The organism is Microvirga rosea, from assembly GCF_020595095.1.
GTDB lineage: Bacteria > Pseudomonadota > Alphaproteobacteria > Rhizobiales > Beijerinckiaceae > Microvirga > Microvirga rosea.
The window spans coordinates 401,797-421,766 of the sequence record NZ_JAJDOP010000003.1; the positions used below are offsets into that span (position 1 = coordinate 401,797).

At 62.4% G+C, this 19,970-nt stretch carries 21 protein-coding genes and 2 tRNA genes; 7 read left to right on the forward strand and 16 right to left on the reverse strand.

Annotated features, from left to right (window positions below; genetic code table 11):
• Position 1 precedes the first annotated feature (1 nt).
• The 4 genes from LJD17_RS09845 to LJD17_RS09860 all read right to left on the reverse strand — a co-directional run bounded on the left by LJD17_RS09845 (position 2) and on the right by LJD17_RS09860 (position 2,113).
• Positions 2 to 78: transfer RNA gene (locus LJD17_RS09845), tRNA-Pro, on the reverse strand.
• A gap of 62 nt (positions 79 to 140) precedes the next feature.
• Complete coding sequence (locus LJD17_RS09850) at positions 141 to 551, reverse strand: DUF192 domain-containing protein (RefSeq protein ID WP_227384299.1); 411 nt, start codon at positions 549 to 551, stop codon at positions 141 to 143.
• A gap of 57 nt (positions 552 to 608) precedes the next feature.
• Positions 609 to 1,154 (reverse strand): cold-shock protein, encoded by a 546-nt coding sequence (locus LJD17_RS09855; protein ID WP_227384300.1) that lies wholly within the window; start codon positions 1,152 to 1,154, stop codon positions 609 to 611.
• 194 nt (positions 1,155 to 1,348) lie between these two features.
• Complete coding sequence (locus tag LJD17_RS09860) at positions 1,349 to 2,113, reverse strand: SIR2 family NAD-dependent protein deacylase (RefSeq protein WP_406600786.1); 765 nt, start codon at positions 2,111 to 2,113, stop codon at positions 1,349 to 1,351.
• 68 nt (positions 2,114 to 2,181) lie between these two features.
• Here LJD17_RS09860 and LJD17_RS09865 point away from each other — a divergent pair, with 68 nt between their 5' ends.
• Complete coding sequence (locus LJD17_RS09865; RefSeq protein WP_227383994.1) at positions 2,182 to 3,162, forward strand: heparan-alpha-glucosaminide N-acetyltransferase; 981 nt, start codon at positions 2,182 to 2,184, stop codon at positions 3,160 to 3,162.
• A 12-nt stretch (positions 3,163 to 3,174) separates the two neighbouring features.
• On the opposite strand, the gene LJD17_RS09870 is transcribed toward LJD17_RS09865, so the two are convergent.
• Positions 3,175 to 3,690, reverse strand: a complete 516-nt coding sequence (locus tag LJD17_RS09870; protein WP_227383995.1) for an Lrp/AsnC family transcriptional regulator — start codon at positions 3,688 to 3,690, stop codon at positions 3,175 to 3,177.
• A 201-nt stretch (positions 3,691 to 3,891) separates the two neighbouring features.
• Between LJD17_RS09870 and LJD17_RS09875 the strand changes: the two genes are divergently transcribed.
• The 4 genes from LJD17_RS09875 to LJD17_RS09890 all read left to right on the forward strand — a co-directional run bounded on the left by LJD17_RS09875 (position 3,892) and on the right by LJD17_RS09890 (position 6,711).
• The gene (locus LJD17_RS09875; RefSeq protein ID WP_227383996.1) at positions 3,892 to 4,518 is read left to right on the forward strand and encodes a 2-dehydro-3-deoxy-6-phosphogalactonate aldolase; all 627 of its coding nucleotides are present in this window, start codon (positions 3,892 to 3,894) and stop codon (positions 4,516 to 4,518) included.
• Positions 4,515 to 5,516 (forward strand): ribonuclease Z, encoded by a 1,002-nt coding sequence (locus tag LJD17_RS09880; protein WP_227383997.1) that lies wholly within the window; start codon positions 4,515 to 4,517, stop codon positions 5,514 to 5,516. Before LJD17_RS09875 ends, LJD17_RS09880 begins: the two co-directional genes overlap by 4 nt.
• A gap of 99 nt (positions 5,517 to 5,615) precedes the next feature.
• Positions 5,616 to 6,173, forward strand: coding sequence for a chromate transporter (locus tag LJD17_RS09885; RefSeq protein ID WP_227383998.1), 558 nt, complete (start codon positions 5,616 to 5,618; stop codon positions 6,171 to 6,173).
• Positions 6,166 to 6,711, forward strand: a complete 546-nt coding sequence (locus tag LJD17_RS09890; RefSeq protein WP_227383999.1) for a chromate transporter — start codon at positions 6,166 to 6,168, stop codon at positions 6,709 to 6,711. The genes LJD17_RS09885 and LJD17_RS09890 overlap by 8 nt, the downstream gene beginning before the upstream one ends.
• 33 nt (positions 6,712 to 6,744) lie before the next feature.
• On the opposite strand, the gene LJD17_RS09895 is transcribed toward LJD17_RS09890, so the two are convergent.
• The 9 genes from LJD17_RS09895 to LJD17_RS09935 form a co-directional block, all read right to left on the reverse strand.
• Positions 6,745 to 6,993, reverse strand: a complete 249-nt coding sequence (locus LJD17_RS09895; RefSeq protein WP_227384000.1) for a DUF6894 family protein — start codon at positions 6,991 to 6,993, stop codon at positions 6,745 to 6,747.
• A 154-nt stretch (positions 6,994 to 7,147) separates the two neighbouring features.
• Positions 7,148 to 7,378 carry a DUF6894 family protein gene (locus LJD17_RS09900; protein WP_227384001.1) on the reverse strand — a complete coding sequence of 77 codons (231 nt, stop codon included), beginning with the start codon at positions 7,376 to 7,378 and terminating at the stop codon, positions 7,148 to 7,150.
• 112 nt (positions 7,379 to 7,490) lie between these two features.
• Positions 7,491 to 7,565: transfer RNA gene (locus LJD17_RS09905), tRNA-Glu, on the reverse strand.
• 73 nt (positions 7,566 to 7,638) lie between these two features.
• Entirely contained in the window at positions 7,639 to 9,450 is a 1,812-nt protein-coding gene (gene recJ, locus LJD17_RS09910) for a single-stranded-DNA-specific exonuclease RecJ (protein ID WP_227384002.1), read from the reverse strand.
• 25 nt (positions 9,451 to 9,475) lie between these two features.
• Positions 9,476 to 9,937, reverse strand: coding sequence for a GNAT family N-acetyltransferase (locus LJD17_RS09915; protein WP_227384003.1), 462 nt, complete (start codon positions 9,935 to 9,937; stop codon positions 9,476 to 9,478).
• 70 nt (positions 9,938 to 10,007) lie between these two features.
• Entirely contained in the window at positions 10,008 to 11,006 is a 999-nt protein-coding gene (glpX, locus tag LJD17_RS09920) for a class II fructose-bisphosphatase (protein WP_227384004.1), read from the reverse strand.
• Between the two features lie 51 nt (positions 11,007 to 11,057).
• Positions 11,058 to 12,380: a homoserine dehydrogenase gene (locus tag LJD17_RS09925; protein ID WP_227384005.1), complete on the reverse strand. Its 1,323-nt coding sequence runs from the start codon at positions 12,378 to 12,380 to the stop codon at positions 11,058 to 11,060.
• 102 nt (positions 12,381 to 12,482) lie between these two features.
• The gene (locus LJD17_RS09930) at positions 12,483 to 13,703 is read right to left on the reverse strand and encodes an LL-diaminopimelate aminotransferase (RefSeq protein ID WP_227384006.1); all 1,221 of its coding nucleotides are present in this window, start codon (positions 13,701 to 13,703) and stop codon (positions 12,483 to 12,485) included.
• A 38-nt stretch (positions 13,704 to 13,741) separates the two neighbouring features.
• Positions 13,742 to 14,146, reverse strand: coding sequence for a hypothetical protein (locus LJD17_RS09935; RefSeq protein ID WP_227384007.1), 405 nt, complete (start codon positions 14,144 to 14,146; stop codon positions 13,742 to 13,744).
• 114 nt (positions 14,147 to 14,260) lie between these two features.
• Here LJD17_RS09935 and LJD17_RS09940 point away from each other — a divergent pair, with 114 nt between their 5' ends.
• Positions 14,261 to 16,066 carry a PHA/PHB synthase family protein gene (locus LJD17_RS09940; protein ID WP_227384008.1) on the forward strand — a complete coding sequence of 602 codons (1,806 nt, stop codon included), beginning with the start codon at positions 14,261 to 14,263 and terminating at the stop codon, positions 16,064 to 16,066.
• Positions 16,067 to 16,143: 77 nt separating this feature from the next.
• On the opposite strand, the gene LJD17_RS09945 is transcribed toward LJD17_RS09940, so the two are convergent.
• Positions 16,144 to 17,445 carry an OmpP1/FadL family transporter gene (locus LJD17_RS09945; protein WP_227384009.1) on the reverse strand — a complete coding sequence of 434 codons (1,302 nt, stop codon included), beginning with the start codon at positions 17,443 to 17,445 and terminating at the stop codon, positions 16,144 to 16,146.
• 397 nt (positions 17,446 to 17,842) lie between these two features.
• Between LJD17_RS09945 and LJD17_RS09950 the strand changes: the two genes are divergently transcribed.
• Positions 17,843 to 18,739, forward strand: coding sequence for a fumarylacetoacetate hydrolase family protein (locus tag LJD17_RS09950; protein ID WP_227384010.1), 897 nt, complete (start codon positions 17,843 to 17,845; stop codon positions 18,737 to 18,739).
• Here the strand turns inward: LJD17_RS09950 and argC are convergent.
• On the reverse strand, positions 18,731 to 19,696 hold the full coding sequence (gene argC, locus LJD17_RS09955) for an N-acetyl-gamma-glutamyl-phosphate reductase (RefSeq protein ID WP_227384011.1): 966 nt from the start codon (positions 19,694 to 19,696) through the stop codon (positions 18,731 to 18,733). The genes LJD17_RS09950 and argC overlap by 9 nt on opposite strands.
• Positions 19,697 to 19,970: the final 274 nt, after the last annotated feature.

Here is a 19,970-nt window from a genome sequence, read left to right on the forward strand (position 1 = left end):
ATGGTCGGGGCGGCAGGATTTGAACCCGCGACCCTCTGCTCCCAAAGCAGATGCGCTACCAGACTGCGCTACACCCCGCCTCAGTCACCGGAGAGGCTGTTGGCTATCACGAGGACCAACGTTCAGCAAGCACCTAGATGTCATCGCTTGAAAAGCGGATGATCTATCCGGTCGCCGGCTTTGATCCCGAGCCGGGCCGCAGTCCCCGCATTCAGCTCGAGGACAGCCAGAACCGGCTCACCGGAAGGAATGGTCCGGGTGGACAAGGGTTCCGTATTGGCCGCAATCCGGGCGATCGTTCCATCCGGGCGGATGAACAGCATATCCAGGGGCAGATAGGTGTTCTGCATCCACATGGCGACCGGCTCCACGCGGCCGAAGTCGAACAGCATGCCTTGATTGGCAGGCATCGCCCGGCGGTACATGAGGCCCTGGGCCCGGTCCGCGTCGTTCCGGGCGACTTCCACCTGGAAACTCTGACGCTGCCCGCCCTGCGGGAGGATGGAGAGGGCCTCGAGCGCCTGCTGCGCCAAAGCAATACCGGAAGTCATCGCGCCGAAGACCAGCGCGATCGCAAGGGGACGCACAAACCGCATGATCGTCTATCGTCAGTGTGAATGCGGCAGCGCCATGTCGGCGAGACGCACCTCGGCAGCCATAAGACCCTTCGATCCGTCGCCGAAGCGGACGAACACCCGCTCGCCCGGCTTGAGTTCGGCGATGCCGTAGCGCCGCAAGGTTTCCATGTGAACGAAAATGTCCGGCCGCCCCTCGCCTTGCGTCAGGAATCCGAAGCCCCGAAGCCGGTTGAACCACTTGACCACCGCAGGCTCGAGCCCGCTGGTCGGCACCACCTGCACATGCGTGCGAGGGAGCGGCAACTCGGACGGGTGAAGCGCCGTCGACTCGTCCAGGGACAGGATGCGCAGGGCCTGCAATCCGCGGGGGCGTTGAACCGCCTCCACGACGATACGAGCGCCCTCATTGGCAGCCTGGTAGCCGTCGCGTCTCAGACACGTCACGTGGAGAAGCACATCGGGCATGCCGTTGTCGGGGACGATAAAGCCGAACCCCTTCGCGACGTCGAACCATTTGATTCGGCCGCTGACCTGGACAAGATCGAGGGATTTCTCCTCAGAGACACCGTCCGTCATCTCGCGACGGCCGTGTTCGACTGATGCTGCGTCTTCCCGCAAGTGGAAGAGATTGGCGCTGTAATCGTTATTCATGAAGAAACCCGCACTCGAATCAGAACCCCGACTCTTAACGAGAAGATAACATTGTCCTGAATCTGGGGAAGCATGAAACGACCATCGGGGGGGTATGTTTTTCTTAGCCGGCGAAAAGCCTAACGGCCGCCCGGAATGCATTCCGACAGGACAGGACCGATTTCCCCATGGATCACAAGATCCGCGATCGGGTCGAGCGGGGTCGGCTCGCGGTTGAGAATAACGAGTTTCGCGCCGTTTTCCTTGGCCATTGCCGGAAGCGACGCTGCCGGATGGACGACCAGGGACGATCCGACGGTCAGAAACAGATCGCACGCCAATGTGAGCTTGAGAGCCTTGCGCATCGCGGATTCCGGCATCGCTTGACCGAATGAGACGGTCGCGGATTTCACGATGCCGCCGCATGTTTCGCAGACCGGAGCTTCACCGCTCGCCTCGAAACGTGATCGGACCCAGCCGAGATCGTATCGCCGACCACAGGAAAGGCACGTGGCGTACGTGCCGTTTCCGTGAAGCTCGATGACCTGCGTCTCCGGCACGCCCGAAGCCTGATGGAGGCCGTCGATGTTCTGCGTGATGATCCCCGGCATCCGCCCGGATTCGACCAGTGAGGCGAAGGCCTTGTGTCCCCGGCTGGGACGGGCGCCCCGATAGAGATCGTCCATGATGAATTTACGCCGCCACGCCTCCTTCCGAGCTTCCTCGCTTTTCAGGTAGAGGTCGAACGGAATCGGCTTGTTCTTCATCCATGGACTGTCCGGAGAGCGGAAATCCGGGACGCCGCTCTCCGTCGAGATTCCGGCTCCCGTGAATCCCGCCACCACGGCGGCCTCGTCGATCAGTTCGCGCAGCAGAGCCATTGATTTTACGAGGGGATCGGTCATGAACCTCATATAGGGCGTTCTTTGCCCTTTGCCCTTTGCCCTGCCCTCTTCGTCGACGGGACCCTCGCGTGACGACATTTTCGCCCCCGGCCGCCACGGTCGCAAAACAACGCTGGGACATCCTCGATGTGGCCCGCGGTCTCGCGATTCTGGCCATGGTCGTCTACCATTTCAGCTGGGACCTGAGCTTCCTCAAGCTCATCGCCGCGGATATCGTCGCGATACCCGCTTGGCGCTGGTTTGCCCGGTGCATTGCCGGATCCTTCCTGTTTCTCTCTGGGATCGGGCTCGTGCTTGCCCACGCCCAAGGAATGCGATGGAGAGCCTTTCTGCGGCGCCTTGCCAAAGTCGGCGGCGCGGCCGTGCTGATTACCGTTGCGACCTACTTCGCCTTTCCGGACAGCTTCATATTCTTCGGCATTCTGCATTGCATTGCCGTCTCGGGCGTTCTGGCTCTCCCGTTTCTCCGGCTTCCCCCCCTGCTCGTCCTCCTCTTCGCCGCCTTTTGCCTCGCGGCGCCCTGGCTCTTCACCAGTCCGGCGCTCGACCAGCCGTGGCTCGACTGGCTGGGTCTCGGCAGTACCGATCCCGTGACCAACGACTACGTGCCGATTTTTCCGTGGTTCGGTCTCGTTTTAGCCGGCGTGGCGGCCGGGAAGGCCCTGACTTCGCGCCCGGAGATACTCCGTCTGGCCCAGTGGCGGGCAAGGGACCGCCTGTCCGGAGGCTTGAAATGGGCAGGCCGCAAGAGCCTGCCGATCTATCTGATCCATCAGGTCGTGCTGCTTGGGCTTCTCTATGGGGTGCTGCAGGTCACCGGGCCCAGTCCCATGGCGGAGGCCCGCCCCTTCGTCGCCGAGTGCGAAGCGAGCTGCCTGTCGCAGAACGGCCAGCCGGGCACGTGCAAGGCCCTTTGTTCGTGTGTGGCCAACGAATTGCGGCACAGCGATCTGTGGAGCAAGGTCCTGGGCGAGAATGTGGGGCCGGACGATCAAACCCGCATTTCCCGAACCGCCCAGCAATGCCTGCGTCAAACGGAGCCTCGGTGACGCATTCGTGGATCACTCCGCGTTGGCGGGAATGGGATAGCTGTCGAAGGTTTTGAGTGTTTTCAGCACGAATGTCGTGTGAATTCGAGCGATCCCCAGCTGCGGATCGGCGAGAAGCTCCTCGGTCATCTCTTCGTAAGCCGCCAGCGTCGGCGCCAGAATGCGAGCGATGTAGTCATACTCGCCATTGACGAGTTGAAGCTCGACAACCGACGGATGCCGGCAGAGAGCCTCCTCCAACCGACGCCGCATCGCCGTGGAAGGATCCCGGACGGCGATACCCGTCATCGCAATGATGTCATGGCCGAGAGCCACAGGGTCGACGAGGGCGGCATAGCCACGGATGATCCCCTTCTCCTCCAGCCTCCGGACCCGTTCCAGGCAGGGCCTCGCGGAGAGGCCGACCTGTTCCGAGAGCGCCTGATAGGTCACGCGACCATTGGCGCTGATGGCTTTGAGGATCGACAGATCGATCCGGTCGAGACTCGCCTTGCGTGTCCCGCTGAGCGGCTTGGTTGTCGTCTTCATGATGGCGTTTCGACCGGTTGAACCTTCGCTCGTGTTATCGGGTGCGTTTAAGGTGCAGGTCTCTATCTCAAGCTCTCGATTGGGCAAAGCCCCGACCTTTCGCGCGATCCCGGAGTTGAAAGCTGGTGCGAACTCCGCCACCTATGGAGCCGAAGGCGGATCGTGCCAACGTCGCCAGGACGCTAGGAAAAGGGGACCACCTTGTTTCGGGATTACCTAACTGATCTTCCGCTGATCGCGATCCTGCGCGGCCTGCGGCCGGAGAGCGCGGAGGCCACCGGCCATGCGCTGGTCGAGGCAGGCTTTCGGATCATCGAGGTGCCGTTGAACTCGCCCGACCCGTTCCGGAGCATCGAGATCCTTGCCAAGGCGATGCCATCCGAGGTGCTGGTCGGAGCTGGAACCGTTCTCGACACGGAAAAGGTCGATGGCGTCCGCGACGTGGGCGGCAAGCTTATCGTCATGCCTCATGCCGACCTGGAGGTGATCCGACGGGCCAAGCAGCATGGGATGGCCTGCACTCCGGGCGTCGCGACACCGACCGAGGCGTTTGCGGCCCTGAAGGCGGGCGCCGACGCCATCAAGATCTTTCCCGCCGAGGCAGCGCCTCCGCCCGTGGTGAAAGCGTGGCGCGCGGTTCTGCCGAAAGATGCCATTGTCGTGCCGGTGGGCGGTATCAAGCCCGAGACGATGAAGGGCTACGTCGAAGCAGGTGCCGACGGATTCGGGCTGGGCTCGGCCCTGTATACTCCAGCTATGTCTGTCGAGGATATCGGCCGCAATGCGCGGGCTTTCGCCACCGCCTGGCGGGATCTGCGCCGCGAATGAGCTGGCTGGTCCAGCCACGCCTCGTCAACGGCCCCTTCGACGATCCGGGCCTTTATCTCGATTTCCGCTTCGGACGGCGCGCCATGCTGTTCGATTTGGGCGATCTCGGTTCCTTATCGCCCCGGGAATTGCTGCGCGTCAGCCATGTGTTCGTGTCTCACGCGCATGTGGATCACTTCATCGGGTTCGACCGTCTTCTGCGCCTGTGTCTTCACAGGCCAGGCCCGCTTCATCTCGTCGGACCGCCCGGCTTCATCGATCATGTGGAGCATAAACTTCGGGGATACACCTGGAACCTGATCGACGAGAGCTCCGTCGATTTTCAGGTTCATGTCGGCGAGTTCAACGGCTTGATCCTTGACCGTTTCGCCGTGTTTTCCGCCCAGCACGTCTTTGAGCGCTGGGAAGGACAACCGCCGGAACTTCCGTCAGGTGTCGTCTATGCCGACGACGATCTGCGCATCGAGGCGACGGCGCTCGACCATGGAATTCCATCCCTGGCCTTCGGCCTGCGAGAAACCCGGAGGGTCAATGTCCGACGCGGTGTTCTCGAAACGCTCCGATTGCCCAAGGGTCCTTGGCTCAATGAGGCAAAACAGCTTCTTCGCGCCGGCCGTGAGGACGCTGTGGTCCAGATTCCCGGCAAAGGTCCCGCGGAGCTGGCAACGCTGAAGGATTCGATCTTCCTGACAGGTCCGGGACAGTCCCTTGCCTATGTGACGGACGCGGCCCCGACGCCAGAAAACGCGGAGAAGATTCTCTCGCTCGCCGCACAGGTGGACCAGCTGTTTATCGAGGCCGTCTTCCCGGAACGCGATCGTCGTCTCGCGGAAGCGGCGCTTCACCTGACAGCGACGGAAGCTGGACGCCTCGCCCGTAAGGCGGGAGTCAAACGCCTCAACGTCTTCCATCATTCGGCGCGCTATATCGAAACGCCGGATGCCCTGCGTGTCGAAGCGCTCGATGCCTTTCATGAGCCGACCGACACTCCGGCGTGACCGAAGCGAGGGCCTAGCGCTCCATGCCATGCGCGGCCAAGAGTCGAGCCATGCAGCGCAAGGCTTGCGGAGCATTCCGATCGGCGCTTGGATCTTCCCATGAAGCCCATCCGCACTCCCGTTCCCCTCCTGGCGATTTTCCTGGTGTTCTTCAGGATCGGGCTCTTCAGCTTCGGCGGAGGACTATCGGGCTGGATCTATCGGGAGGTGGTGACGCTGCGCGGCTGGATGAGCGATTCCGATTTCCTGTCCGGCCTCGCTTTGGGCCAGGTCCTCCCGGGAGCGAATGTCACGAACCTGTCCGTCTATATCGGGCAGCAGCTTCGTGGCCCCGCCGGCGCATTCTGTGCCGTTCTCGGTCTGCTCACCGGTCCGTTCTTCGCCGTTATCGGCCTTGCGGTCGCCTATGACCGAGTCGTTGACATGCCCTGGATCCAGAACGCGATGAGCGGCGCCGCTGCCGCGGCGATCGGGCTTCTTCTCATCGTGGCCGTGAAGGGGGCCTATCAGGCGAGCCGCCGCCTCACGTCGTTCGGGATCCTGGCCGCAACCTTCGTGACTGTCGGGCTCCTGCAGTGGCCCCTGGTTCCGGTGGTGCTCTGCCTCGCACCCGTGTCGGTCACCCTTGCTTGGCCGAGGACGGGCTCCGATGCGTGAAAATCCACTCTGGACTCTGGTGGTGGTCTTCGTGCCCTTCTCCCTCGTCTCCATTGGAGGCGGGCCGAGCATCTTTGCAGGGATTCAGCACCAATCCGTCGCGGTTTACCGCTGGGTCACCGCCCGCGAATTCGTCGATCTATTCGCGATCGCAAGGGCCGCGCCCGGCCCAGGCTCGATGCTGGTGACCCTTTTGGGGTGGAAGGTCGCCGGCTGGAGCGGCGCCATCGTGGCGACACTCGCCCTGTTCGTCCCGTCATCCCTTCTCTGCTACGGCGTGTCGAAGATGTGGAATCATTATCGCGGGCGGCACTGGCATACGGCTCTCGAGAACGGCCTCGCGCCCATCGGCGCCGGTCTCATCCTAGCAGGCGTTTTTGCCATTTTCCGGGTTGCCGGCGCAGGATTGCTGTCCTGGGCAATTGCCGGAGTCTCCGCGCTGATTTTGGCGTGGCGGCCGAAGCTCAGCCCGTTGCTCGTGCTTCTCGGCGGGGCGGTGACCTTCGCGGCGGTCCAGGCGGGACTTCTCCGGATTTGAGCGCTCGGGGAATCGCACGACGATGATCCTGCCCTACTCTTTCCTGCGCAGATCCGCTCTCAGAACCAACGTGAACGGGAGGGAGATGGCCGGCAGCCGATTTTGGTCCTGAATATCGACCGCCCAGGCCCCCCAATTCCGGAACCGCCCTTCTTCCGCGATGATATTCAGGATCGCGATGACTCCGCACTCGATGGCGTCACCCAACGTCGCGCAATCCTCCCCGTTCTTATCGAGAAGCTGAAGATGCGCGCGCCGGAGATTGAAGTAGAAGCGTGGCACAAGACAGACCCTGATCCACCGATCGCAGTCAGGAGCTTAGGCTATCTGCCCCAAAGACATGCAAGGTCCAGCGTCGCTTTTCCGGCGGATCCGTCAAAACACGGATCAAGGGCCCCATTGGATTGGTGCCGAGCCGTTCCTGTGGGGCGCCTTCCTACCGGCGACGCCCATGGGAACCGCGGGAGAACGGGACTGTCAGGAGGCGCCGCCCCGTCTCGTCGGTAATCTCGAGTTCGATATTGGCCGCATCGGTAAGTTGGTCGCGAAGCTCTTCGACAGTTGCGATCGCTTCGGCCCGAGCTGCGTCGAGGTCGGGCAGCTCGACACCTTCCTCGTCCTCGTCGACATCGTATCCATCGCGGATATTGAAGAAATAGAGCGGCATCGAAGTCCACCTCGCCAGGGAGCCTGAAGGCTGCCCATCAATGGAATCAACCTTATGGGGAATCGTATAACGCCCCAACGACCGTTCCGGGTTTTGCGCGGGAATTTTTAAATGGCGCGGCCTAGGGGAATCGAACCCCTCTTCCCAGCGTGAAAGGCTGGTGTCCTAACCGATAGACGAAGGCCGCTTGAGTGGGGCGCTGCCCCTGAGGTGGGCGGACATATAGATGGGTTCTTCCGACACGGCAAGCACCAGATTGCTTATTCTGGCCTCGCTATGTCCATAATTCTCACCTCGACCTTTTCGTTGCCGCCCCAACGGTCGATGGACAGGGTTCCAGCCACGTGCACGGTGTTTCCCATGCCGTCAGACAAGGCCGTTCCGAGGGGTTGGCCTGCCGCCCTGAATGCGATTCCCCCGATCATCGCACCGTCGCCGCCGCGAAGCCTCACGCGGACATGCCCTCCACTGCCGACTTCGCGGGCTTCCACGATTCGGTGGTGCGGAAAGACGAAAACCGGCTCCGGCTGCCCCGATCCGAAGGGGCCCGCGCGTTCGAGGGCAGCGACGAGGCTGGTCTGCGCCCCCCCAGCCGTGAGCGTGGCGTCGATGGCGAAATGGTCCTGTAGCAACGACATCCCGACCGGCTCCAGGAGCCGCTCGCCGATGAAATTCTGGAAGAGGAGAATGTCAGCGGCCGGAATCGTCACGCCCGCGGCCATGGCGTGGCCGCCACCCTTGATCGCAAGCCCGGCCTCGACCGCGGCACGAACGGCGGCGCCGAGATCGACGCCCGGAACGGAGCGTCCGGAACCGGTTGCGGTTCCGTCGGGATTGAGGGTGAATGCAAAGGCCGGACGGCGGAACCGCTCCTTGGTTCGGGCCGCGATCAGTCCGACGACCCCCGGATGCCATTCGGGTGACGAGGTAACGATCACGGGGAGATCCGGCGCTCTGTCGAGCAGAAGCATGGCCTGCGCTTCCGCTTCCGCCACGGCCATCACCTCGATGGCCTGACGCTCACGGTTCAGGCGATCGAGCTCCGCCGCGAGCTGTCCCGCATGAATCACATCCTGCGAGAGCAGAAGCCGCGATCCCAGGGCCGCGTCGCCGATACGCCCTCCCGCGTTGATCCGTGGTCCCACGAGATAGCCCAGATGCCAACTCTCCGGAGCTCCGGAAAGCCCCGCCGCATCGAGCAGGGCGGCGAGGCCTATCCGGCCTCGGCTGCGCATGATCATGAGGCCCTGGCGGACAAAAGCACGGTTGAGACCGGTCAAGGGCACAACGTCGGCCACCGTCGCCAAGGCGACGAGGTCGAGACTGCTCATCAGATCGGGCTCTTTGCGTCCCTGGAAGTACCCGCGGCGTCGAAGGACCCTGTTGAGAGCCACGACAGCCAGAAAAACCACGCCCGCCGCACAGAGGTAGCCCAATCCCGACAGGTCGTCCTGCCGGTTCGGATTGACCAGGGCAAGGGCCTCGGGCAGGCGCTCGGGAGCCTGATGGTGGTCGAGAACGATCGAATCGAGGCCGAGCCTTTTTGCTTCGGCCAGCGGCTCATGACTGGAAATACCGCAATCGACCGTCACCAGAAGGCCGGCCCCCTGCTCTCTCAGGGCTCGGATGGCATCCACGTTCGGACCATAGCCTTCTGTGATGCGATCCGGGATGTGGATGAGATAAGGAACGTCACAGGCTCGCAGATACTCGGCGAGGACCGCCGCACTGCAGGCGCCGTCGACGTCATAATCGCCGAAGATCGCAACCGTTTCCCGGCGCAACACGGCGTCCGCGAGGCGCTCGGCGGCGTGCGCCATGTCGGTCATGACATCGGGATCGGGCATCAGATCCCGCAGCCGGGGATTGAGGAAGCCTTCCGTCTCGTGCACCCCGATGCCGCGCCCGGCAAGAACGCGGGCCAAAACATCCGGGAGCCCATGAGTTTGGGCGATCGCCAAAGCGACCGTGCCTTGGGCGGCGTCACAACGCTCGACCCAGGTTCGGCCGAGGGTGGAGCGGCTGACGCCGAGGAAGGGACGGCTGGAAGACAGGAAAGCTGATTCGGTCACGCGCGGAGTTTAGCGCCGAATGCGATCAAAATACCTTCCGGTATTGAATAAATCCGCTCTTGGCCGCGACCTTGTCATAGAGAAGCTGAGCCGTTTCGTTGGTCTCGTGGGTAAGCCAGTACACCCGGCTCGCGCCGTCGGCTTTCGCCCGGTTGTAGACAGCCTCGATCAGAGACCGTCCGACGCCTTTGTTGCGGGCCTTTTCGGACGTGAACAGATCCTGCAGATAACAGTAATTCCCGGGCGTCCAGGTCGAGCGGTGATAAAGGAAATGAACGATTCCGATGACCTCGCCGTCTAGAACGGCCGCCAGCCCGTGCATCGGTTCACTGGGATCGAGGAGCCTTTTCCAGGTCAGCTCCGTGGTTTCAGGGGGGAGCGTCGCCTGATAAAATGTCAGGTAACCCTGCCAGAGCGGATCCCAGCCGTGTCGGTCACCGGTCTGGAACGGCCGAATGTCGATTTTGCCTGTGTTCTGATCCGCCACGATATCCCCCTCACCCGTCCTCGCCAGCGGCTGTCCCGCCCGGTTCGAGCCGGGCGGGAGGTCTTGCCGCTTAGTCGAGATGGAACTTCGACAGTTCGCGATGCTCGCCGTAGATGCGGCGCACGGTTCCGGTGGCGGAGCGATAGACCACGGTCTCGGTCGTGATCACGTCCTTGCCGAAGCCGACGCCCTTCAACAGGGCGCCATCGGTCACGCCGGTCGCCGCGACGATCACGTCGCCGCGGGCAAGATCCGTCATGTCGTATTTCCGGTTCGGGTCGGTGACGCCCATCTGGAGCGCCCGAGCCCGCTTCTCTTCCGTGTCGAGGATGAGGCGGCTCTGCATCTGGCCGCCGATGCACCGGAGGGCTCCGGCCGCCAGCACGCCTTCGGGAGCAGCGCCAATGCCGAGATAGATATCGATCCCGGTCTCGTCCGGCTTGGTGGTGAAGATGACGCCAGCGACGTCACCGTCGCTGATCAGGCGAATCCCAGCACCCGTCTTGCGGATTGCGGCGATCAGGTCCGCGTGGCGCGGCCGGTCAAGGACCAGCGCGTTGATTTCATTGGGCTTTACGCCCTTCGCCTTTGCCAGGTTATGGATGTTTTCCTCCGGCGAGGCATCGAGATCCACGACCCCGGTCGGATAACCCGGGCCGACGGCGATCTTGTGCATGTAGACGTCGGGAGCCGCCAGAAGCGTCCCGGATTCCGCCATCGCCATCACGGCGATGGAGCCCGGCATGTCCTTGGCGCACAAGGTCGTTCCCTCAAGCGGATCGACGGCGATGTCGACCTTAGGGCCGTTGCGGTTGCCGACCTTCTCGCCGATGAACAGCATCGGCGCCTCGTCACGCTCGCCTTCGCCGATCACGACGGTCCCATCGATGGGAAGGCGGTTCAGCTCGCGGCGCATGGCATCCACGGCAGCCTGGTCGGCGGCTTTCTCGTTGCCACGCCCGCGCAGCCGGGCCGAGGCTACGGCGGCACGCTCCGTCACGCGGACGAGTTCCAGGGTCAAGATGCGTTCGATGAGTTGGCCCGGTTGGACGGTAATGCCCTGCGACATGGACGTGTCGTCTCCTTTGAATGAGGTGGCGAAGAGGGCTTCGCCGGGGAGCTATTCGCGTTCGATGCGGATCACTTGGGGCGGCTCGGCAATAAGACCATCCCCCGAGATCTTTTCAACTGCCGACCTGATGGACGCCTCGGTGGCCGCGTAGGTGATGAGCACCAGGGGAACAGGTGCCCCGGAGCGACCGTGGGGATCCTTCGTGGCGGCGGTCTCCGAGCGTTTCTGGAGAATGCTCTCGAGGGAGATATCGGCCTCTGCCATGCGGGTGGCCACACCTGCCGCGACGCCCGGACGGTCATGGACCGTCAGCCGGATATAGTACCCGCCCTCATGCCGCTGCATGGGAGCGCGTGGCGCCTTCTCCAGCCGGTCTGCCGGCAGGCCGAAGGGCATATCCACCTTGCCGAGCGCCACGTCCGCAACATCCGCCACCACGGCGGAAGCGGTTGCATCGCCGCCGGCCCCGGGACCGATCAGCGTCAGTTCCTTGACCGCATCGGCGTCGATGGTCAGCGCGTTCGTGACGCCCATCACCTGCGCGATGGCGGAGGTTTTCGGCACCATGGTGGGATGAACTCGCTGCTCGATGCCGGTATCCGTCCGTTCGGCCACGCCCAGGAGCTTTATCCGGAAACCGAGCTCGTTCGCCATGGCGAGGTCAAGAGGCGCGATGGACGAAATACCCTCCACATAGATCGCATCGGCATCAATTTCCGTCCCGAAAGCGAGGCTCGTGAGGATCGCGAGCTTGTGAGCCGTGTCGAAACCTTCCACGTCGAAGGTGGGATCCGCCTCCGCATAGCCGAGACGCTGGGCATCCTTGAGGCACTCCGAGAAGGTCAGGCCTTCCAGCTCCATGCGGGAGAGAATGTAGTTGCAGGTCCCGTTGAGGATGCCGTAGAGCCGCGAGACCCGGTTGCCGGGCAGTCCTTCGCGCAAGGTCTTGATGACCGGAATGCCTCCGGCGACCGATGCTTCGAACGCCAGCGCGACGCCTTTCTGCTCCGCGATCCGCGCGAGCGAAAGGCCATGCTTCGCCAGCAGCGCCTTGTTGGCGGTCACGACGCTTTTTCCATGCGTGAGCGCCGTCTCGACCGTCTTCAGGGCCGTGCCATCCGCTCCGCCGACAAGCTCGACCACGCAATCCACGTCGGCCGAGCGGGCAAGCTCCGCCGGATCGTCAAACCAGTCGAAGTCCGACAGATCGAAGCCCCGGTCCTTGGACCGGTCGCGCGCGGAGATGGCGGTTACCTCGACCGGCCGGCCGGCCCGCCGGGCCATGATTTCGCTCTGGCGGGCAAGAATGCGGATGACCGATGCGCCAACTGTGCCTAGGCCGGCGATACCGACCCGAAAAGGACGTGTCACGAACAGCAGCTCCTTTGTGAAAGTCGCGCTGCTCTTTACGACTGCCACGGTTGCATGTCCATGGATGGATGAGGTCGGCCAACACCCTTGCAGGCGGAAGGCTTATCCGGCCTTCGTCAACGGAACAACGTTGTGGAGCGTATTGTCCGCCGTGTCGAAAAAGCGGCGGATGTTACGGGCAGCCTGACGGATGCGCTGCTCGTTCTCGACGAGCGCGATACGCACATAATCGTCGCCATGCTCGCCAAAGCCGATGCCCGGCGCCACCGCCACGTCCGCCTTTTCAACGAGGAGCTTCGAAAATTCGAGGCTCCCCAGGGAGCGGAATTTTTCCGGGATCTGGACCCAGGCGAACATGGAGGCCGTCGGAGTCGGGATGGGCCAGCCGGCCTTTTCGAAAGCATCGATCATCACATCGCGGCGGCGCCTGTAGGTGGCACGCATCTCGCGAATGCAATCGTCGGGACCGTTCAATGCCGCCGTCGCGGCCACCTGGACGGGCGTGAACGCGCCGTAATCGAGGTAGGACTTGACCCGAGCCAAGGCCGCCAGGAGACGTTCGTTGCCGACAGCGAACCCGATACGCCATCCGGCCATCGAGAAGGTCTTGGACATGGACGTGAACTCGACCGCGACGTCGATCGCGCCGGGCACCTGCAGGATCGAGGGCGGTGGATTGCTCTCGTCGAAATACACTTCCGAATAGGCAAGATCCGACAACAGGATGAGATCGTGTTTCTTCGCGAACGCCACGAGATCCCGGTAGAAATCGAGGGACGCCACATAGGCGGTCGGATTGGAAGGATAGCAGACGACCAGTGCGACAGGCTTGGGGATGGAGTGCATCACCGCCCGCTCCGCAGCCGGAAAGAAAGCGGGTGTCGGCTCCGCCGGAACCGAGCGGATGACGCCTCCGGCCATGAGAAAGCCGAACGCATGGATCGGATAGCTGGGATTGGGCACCAGGACCACGTCGCCGGGCTCGGTGATCGCCTGGGCCATATTGGCGAAGCCCTCTTTGGAGCCAAGGGTCGCGACGACCTGGGTGTCGGGATTGAGCTTCACCCCGAAGCGCCTCTCGTAATAGGCGGCCTGGGCGCGGCGAAGGCCATTGATGCCCTTGGATGCCGAGTAACGGTCGGTGCGAGGCTTCCCGACGGTCTCCACCAGCTTGTCGATGACGTGCTGAGGCGCGGGCAAGTCGGGATTTCCCATCCCTAGATCGATGATATCGGCTCCGTTGGCACGGGCGGCGGCTTTAATGCGGTTGACCTGCTCGAAAACGTACGGCGGAAGACGCTTGATGCGATAGAAATCGGACATGGCTTGATCCTCGGGCAGGAAGTTCATTCGTTAGCCGGTTACGGCGTCTTTTTCTTCTTTGTCGATGTCGCGGGGCTTGCCGCAGGCGCGGGCGTCGTCAGAGTTTCGGGCGCCGGGGTGCCTCCAAGCTGCGCGGCGGCCTCTCCACGGGACTGATTCTGCGCCCGCACGGCATCGAGTTCCGCCTCTGCCGCCTTGACCTGCTCAAGGCTTTTGGCTGGTGTCGGACGGCCCTCCTGCGGCGTGCCGATAGGAATGTAGTCGAGATTTTGCGGCCGTGTCGCAGCGATGAAATCCGGACGCGGCGCCATTTTGGGGCCCAGGCCACTGGATTCGACGAATTCGCCGGTCGGATTGCCGCTACAGCCTGCCGACAGGGCCGCGGCGAGGAAGGCGCAGCCTGCGAAAATGGCGCGATGGGTCGTGGCAGATGCGAGATTCATTCTTAATTCCGAGAACAACGGGATGACTCTAGGCTTTATGATGCTCGAACCGCTAAAATGTCGGAAACGCGGGCTATGAGCAATGGCAGCGAGGACCGACGGGAGAACGCCCTTATGGACAAAGCGCCTTCGGCTGACAAATCGCCCCCCTCGTCCCCCGATTTCGAAGAGCTTTCCCGGAACCTGACCCTCCTGCTGGAAGGAGCCGGCAAGGCGACGGCGGCATATCTCAAACCGATCGCCGAAGGGCAGAGCCGCTCGGGCTTTGCCGAGGAAGCTGCCGAAGCCGTGCGCTCGTTCGGTCATATCGCCGAGTCCTGGATGACCGATCCCCAAAGGGCCTTCGAGGCCCAGAGCCGTTTGGGATCGCAGTTCCTGGATCTTTGGTCCTCCACGCTCAAGCGGGCGAACGGGGAAACCGCCGTTCCCGTGGCGGAGCCGGAGGCGAAGGACAATCGGTTCAAAGACCCGGAGTGGTCGGACAATCCGATTTTCGACTTTCTCAAACAGGCTTATCTCATCACGTCCCGCTGGGCCGAGGACCTCGTCGATCAGGCGGAAGGCGTGGACGATCACACCCGCCACAAGGCCCAGTTCTATCTCAGGCAGCTCTCGAGCGCGCTTTCGCCCTCCAATTTTCTGCTCACCAACCCCGAACTCCTCCGTGAAACGCTCCAGAAGAACGGCGCCAATCTCGTACGCGGCATGGAAATGCTGGCGGAGGACATCGAGGCCGGAGGGGGCGAACTCAAGATCCGGCAATCGGACCCGACCCGCTTCAAGGTGGGCGTCAACATGGCCACGACGCCCGGAAAGGTCATTTTTCGCAACGACCTCATGGAGTTGATCCAATACGCCCCGTCGACGGACAAGGTGCTGAAGCGCCCGCTTCTCATCGTGCCGCCTTGGATCAACAAGTTCTACATTCTCGACCTCAACCCCGAGAAGAGCTTTATCCGCTGGGCGGTGTCGCAGGGGCTTACGGTCTTCTGCATTTCCTGGGTGAATCCGGGACCCGAGCATGCGGACAAGGACTTCGAGAGTTATATGCGCGAGGGCATTTTCGCGGCGCTCGACGCGATCGAGGCCTCGACCGGTGAGAAGAAGGTCACGGCAATCGGATATTGCGTCGGCGGCACCCTGCTCGCCGCGACGATGGCCTACATGGCCGCCAAGAAGGACAAGCGGATCGACAGCGCGACCTTCTTTACGGCGCAGGTCGATTTCACCTACGCCGGAGACCTCAAGGTTTTCGTCGACAAGGATCGGGTCAGCGCCCTGGAAGCCAGCATGAAGCGCCGGGGTTATCTCGAAGGCTCACACATGGCGAACGCCTTCAACATGCTGCGCCCGAACGACCTGATCTGGTCCTATGTGGTCAACAATTACATGAAGGGGCAAGCGCCCTTCCCGTTCGACCTCCTCTACTGGAACTCGGATTCCACCCGCATGCCGGCGGCGAACCATGCCTTCTACCTTCGCAACTGCTATCTCGATAACAGGCTCACCAAGGGAGAAATGGAGCTGGGAGGCGTCACGCTCGACCTGAAGAAGGTGAAGGTCCCGATCTTCAACCTCGCCACGAAGGAAGACCATATCGCCCCGGCCCGCTCGGTCTTTCTGGGCTCGAAAAGCTTCGGCGGGCCTGTCGAATTTGTCCTCGCCGGGTCAGGTCATATAGCCGGAGTCGTCAACCCGGTCGGAAAGCCGAAGTATCAGTATTGGACCGGCGGTCCCGTCGAAGGAGAGCTCGAGGCGTGGATTGCGAAGGCGAACGAGACCACGGGCACCTGGTGGCCGCACTGGTTCTCCTGGATCGAGAAGCAGGCCCCGCGCCGGGTGCCTGCGCGTGAGCCGGGCGGCGGCAAGCTCCAGCCCCTTTGCGACGCTCCCGGCACCTACGTGCTCGCCAAATCCTAGCCGAGGGCTCCGAAGCGGCTTCCACATATGAAAAGACCGGCACGAAGCCGGTCTTTCCGTGTGGATGCGCGTCCCGGTCAGTACTTGCGGACGATAGGAGCCGGAATGGCCTTCGCCGGGTTGTCCCAGCGATATTTGACGCCCGCCGAGATGATATCGACCTTCGAGTCGACATTGGCCGCGAGCACCGCGCCACGCGTTGCGAAGGTCGGGTTGCCGGGTGCCAGGTTGATGTCCGTGTTTCCGACGGAGAAGATGTGGGTGTAGGCCAGATCGAAGGAGAGCTGGTCGCTCCAGTTGTAGGTGGTGCCCACGGAGAGCCACACACGGTCCGTGTCGGGCAGACGGGGGCTGCGGGTCTCCAGCTCGATCGGGGAGATCTCGTAACCGAGGCCGGCGCGGACGGTCCAGGCCGGATTGATCCGATATTCGCCACCGACCGAGAAGAACCAGCCGTCCTTGTAGTCCAACGGGAGATATGGCGCCTGAGCCAGGAGACCGCCGGTGAGCGCATTGGTGACGCGCGGGAATCCGAGCCGGCTCCAGTTCGTCCATTCAGCCGTCGCATTGAGGGTGAACGCGTCCGTAATGCGCTGGCTCAAGCCTACCGAGACGGATTCGGGCAAGACCAGGTTCGCTTTGATCGGAACGCCGAAATACTGGAAGTTTCCTTCAAGCTTCTGCTCGACGGACGAACGGAAGCCGATACCGATCGATGTGCCGGCGAACGGGGTGAGCGTGGCGCCGAGAGCGTAGCCGAAGCCCCAGCTGTCGCCCTCGAGACCGGCCGATGGGGCGAACGGGGACGCCGACGTCGCCGAGAAATAGCGGACCTTGAAATACTGGGCGCGCAGACCGGCACCGACCGACAGCCAGTCATTCACCTTATAGCCGACGGTGGGCATCGCCTCATAGGAGAACACCGACGTCGTCCGGGCGTAGATCTGACCGGCCCAAACCGGGTTCGGCTTCGTCACGAGACCGTAGGGAGCGCCGTTGTGAAAGCCGATCCACAGGCGATCGTTGACCTGATAGCTGGTATAGCTGGCCGGAACCATGGCGTCGAGGCCGATGTCTCCCGAGGGGCCGAGTGCGGCAAGACCGGCAGGAACTGTATAAATCGGCGAAATCTTGGATTCCGGAATGATCGCCGTGGCATGGAACTCGCTTTGCCAGCCGGGCGCCATCGTGATCGTCGCCGGGTTCCAGAACATGGACGAAACGCCGGCGGAACCGGCCGCGACACCGGCAAAGGACTCGCCCTGACCCGTCGCGCTCTGCTCGCGCAGCGCGAACGCGCCCGCTTGTGCACCGCCTTGGGCGGAAACGAGAGCCGCGAACGACACGGCACCCAGGATCAAGAATCGATTGAAGCGCATGAAATTTCCCGCCCTTTAAGTTTTATTGTTGCTGTGCGGGAGAATCCTCCCGCGTTGAATCACATCTTGCCAATGCTTTAATTCTGCCGCAATCGGTTAACGAGTTCCTACAAAGCGCTCAGCTTCACCGCAATACTCAAAGTTATTAAACTATATACTTACGATAATACTTTTGAATACCAAAGGGAACTCAAGAAGAAGACATGGTTTAGATGTAAACAAACGTATAGGCGCAACCTTTTTCGAATACGATTGCGACCGGAGGAATACAGGCTGAGGCGCCGTTTCCTGGCAGCGCGTGACAAAACGGCAACATTCCCATGACGGCGGAAGCAGATTGCATGCGGTTTCAAAATCGGACCATATGAAGCCTCGTCGCGATAATGAGGAAATGCCAATGAAGCTGGTGCGTTTTGGTGAGCCGGGTCACGAGAAGCCGGGATTGGTCGATGCCGGGGGTGCGATCCGCGATCTTTCATCCATCATTCCGGATCTGAACGGCAGGACGCTCGGCGCGGACAGCCTGAACCGGATCAGGAACCTGGATCCCAAGACCCTCCCCGCAGTTCCTTCCGGACAGCGCCTAGGACCCTGCGTCGGCAAGGTCGGCAACTTCATCGCCATCGGGCTGAACTATGCGGACCATGCGGCCGAGACGGGCGCGGCGATTCCGGCGGAACCCATCATCTTCAACAAGGCCCCTTCCTGCATCGTCGGCCCCAACGACGACGTCATGATTCCCCGCGGATCGCAAAAGACCGACTGGGAAGTGGAACTTGCCGTCGTGATCGGGCAGCGCGCTTCTTACGTCGGCGCCAACGAGGCCATGGACTACGTCGCGGGCTATTGTGTCTGCAACGACGTGTCCGAACGCGAATTCCAGATCGAGCGAGGCGGTACCTGGACCAAGGGTAAGGGCTGCCCGACGTTTGGCCCCCTCGGGCCATGGCTCGTCACCCGGGACGAAATCGCAGATCCGCACAACCTCGGCATGTGGCTCGACGTCAACGGTGAGCGCATGCAGACGGGTTCGACGAAAACGATGATCTTCAACCTCCCGCAGATCGTGTCGTACGTTTCGCACTTCATGATCCTGGAGCCGGGCGACGTCATCACCACGGGTACACCGCCCGGTGTCGGCATGGGCATGAAGCCTCAGCGCTTCCTGAAGAGCGGCGATGTTGTCGAGCTGGGAATCGAAGGACTCGGCCAGCAGCGCCAGCGCGTCATCTCCTTCGAGGAGCGGCCGGCGGATACCAGCCGCCCCGTTCGCGAGCGCTCAGCCTCAGTCTAGGCCGAGCATCAGCCGGATGTTCTGAACGGCCGCGCCCGACGCTCCTTTACCGAGGTTGTCGAGGCGCGCCACCAGGACCGCGTGGCCGTAGGCGGCATGTTGAAACACGCGCAGTTCCATCTTGTTCGTGTCGTTCAGCGCCTCGGGCTCGATCCGTTCGAGGCGCTTTCCCTCTCCTTGGGACGGGAGGACCGATACGACGGAGCTGCCGGCATACCAGCGTGTCAGAACCGCCTCGAGATCCTCCGCCTTGGGTTTCCCAGGCAGCGTATCCAGGTGGAGCGGAACGCTCACCAGCATTCCCTGCCGAAAATTCCCTACGGAGGGGATGAAGATCGGCCGCCGGGTCAGGCCGGTATACTTCTGGAGTTCGGGTACGTGCTTGTGCTCGAAGCCGAGGCCATAGAGTTCGAAGGCCGGTGCCGTGCCAGCTTCATAGGCTTCGATCATCGACCGTCCGCCGCCGCTATAGCCGCTGACCGCGTTGACGCTGATCGGATAATCGGCCGGAATCAGACCGGCGTCGACCAGCGGCCGGATAAGCGCGATGGCTCCGGTGGGGTAACAACCCGGATTGGCGACCCGGTCGGCAGCGATGATCGCCTCCCGCTGTGACGGCACGAGCTCGGCAAATCCATAAACCCAGCCAGGGCTCACCCGATGGGCGGTGCTTGCGTCGATGATCTTCGGCTTGTGACCGGAAAGCCCGTCCACGAGGGCGACGGTCTCACGGGCCGCATCGTCGTGCAGGCACAGGACCACGAGATCGACTTCGCTCAGGATCTCCCGCTTCGCGGCCGGTTCCTTCCGCCGCTCGGGATCAATGCTCCGCAGGGCGATGCCCGGAACCTCCTTGAGGCGGTCCCGGATGCCGAGGCCGGTGGTACCCGCCTCCCCGTCGATGAAAATGGTCTTGGTCCGGACATCCGCAGGAGCTGTCGTGGTCATCGTGGTCATCACAGGGTCCGTTCTGCCGTCAGGCCGCTGATATAAGATATGTTTGGGAAGAGAAAACAAAAAAGCCGCGCATTTCGCGCGGCTTGCGATCAGACTGGAACAGCCGTCATCGCGCTCGCGCAGCGGGAGCGTTCACAAAACGTCGGCGGATGTTCGTCCGATTGATCATGCAGAATAGATGCTGTCGAAATCAGGACAAGTCAACAGAAATTGTATGGGAAACCAGCCCGTCAGGAGAGCCTCCTCTTCTGGGTCAGCACCTCCAAAGACCTCC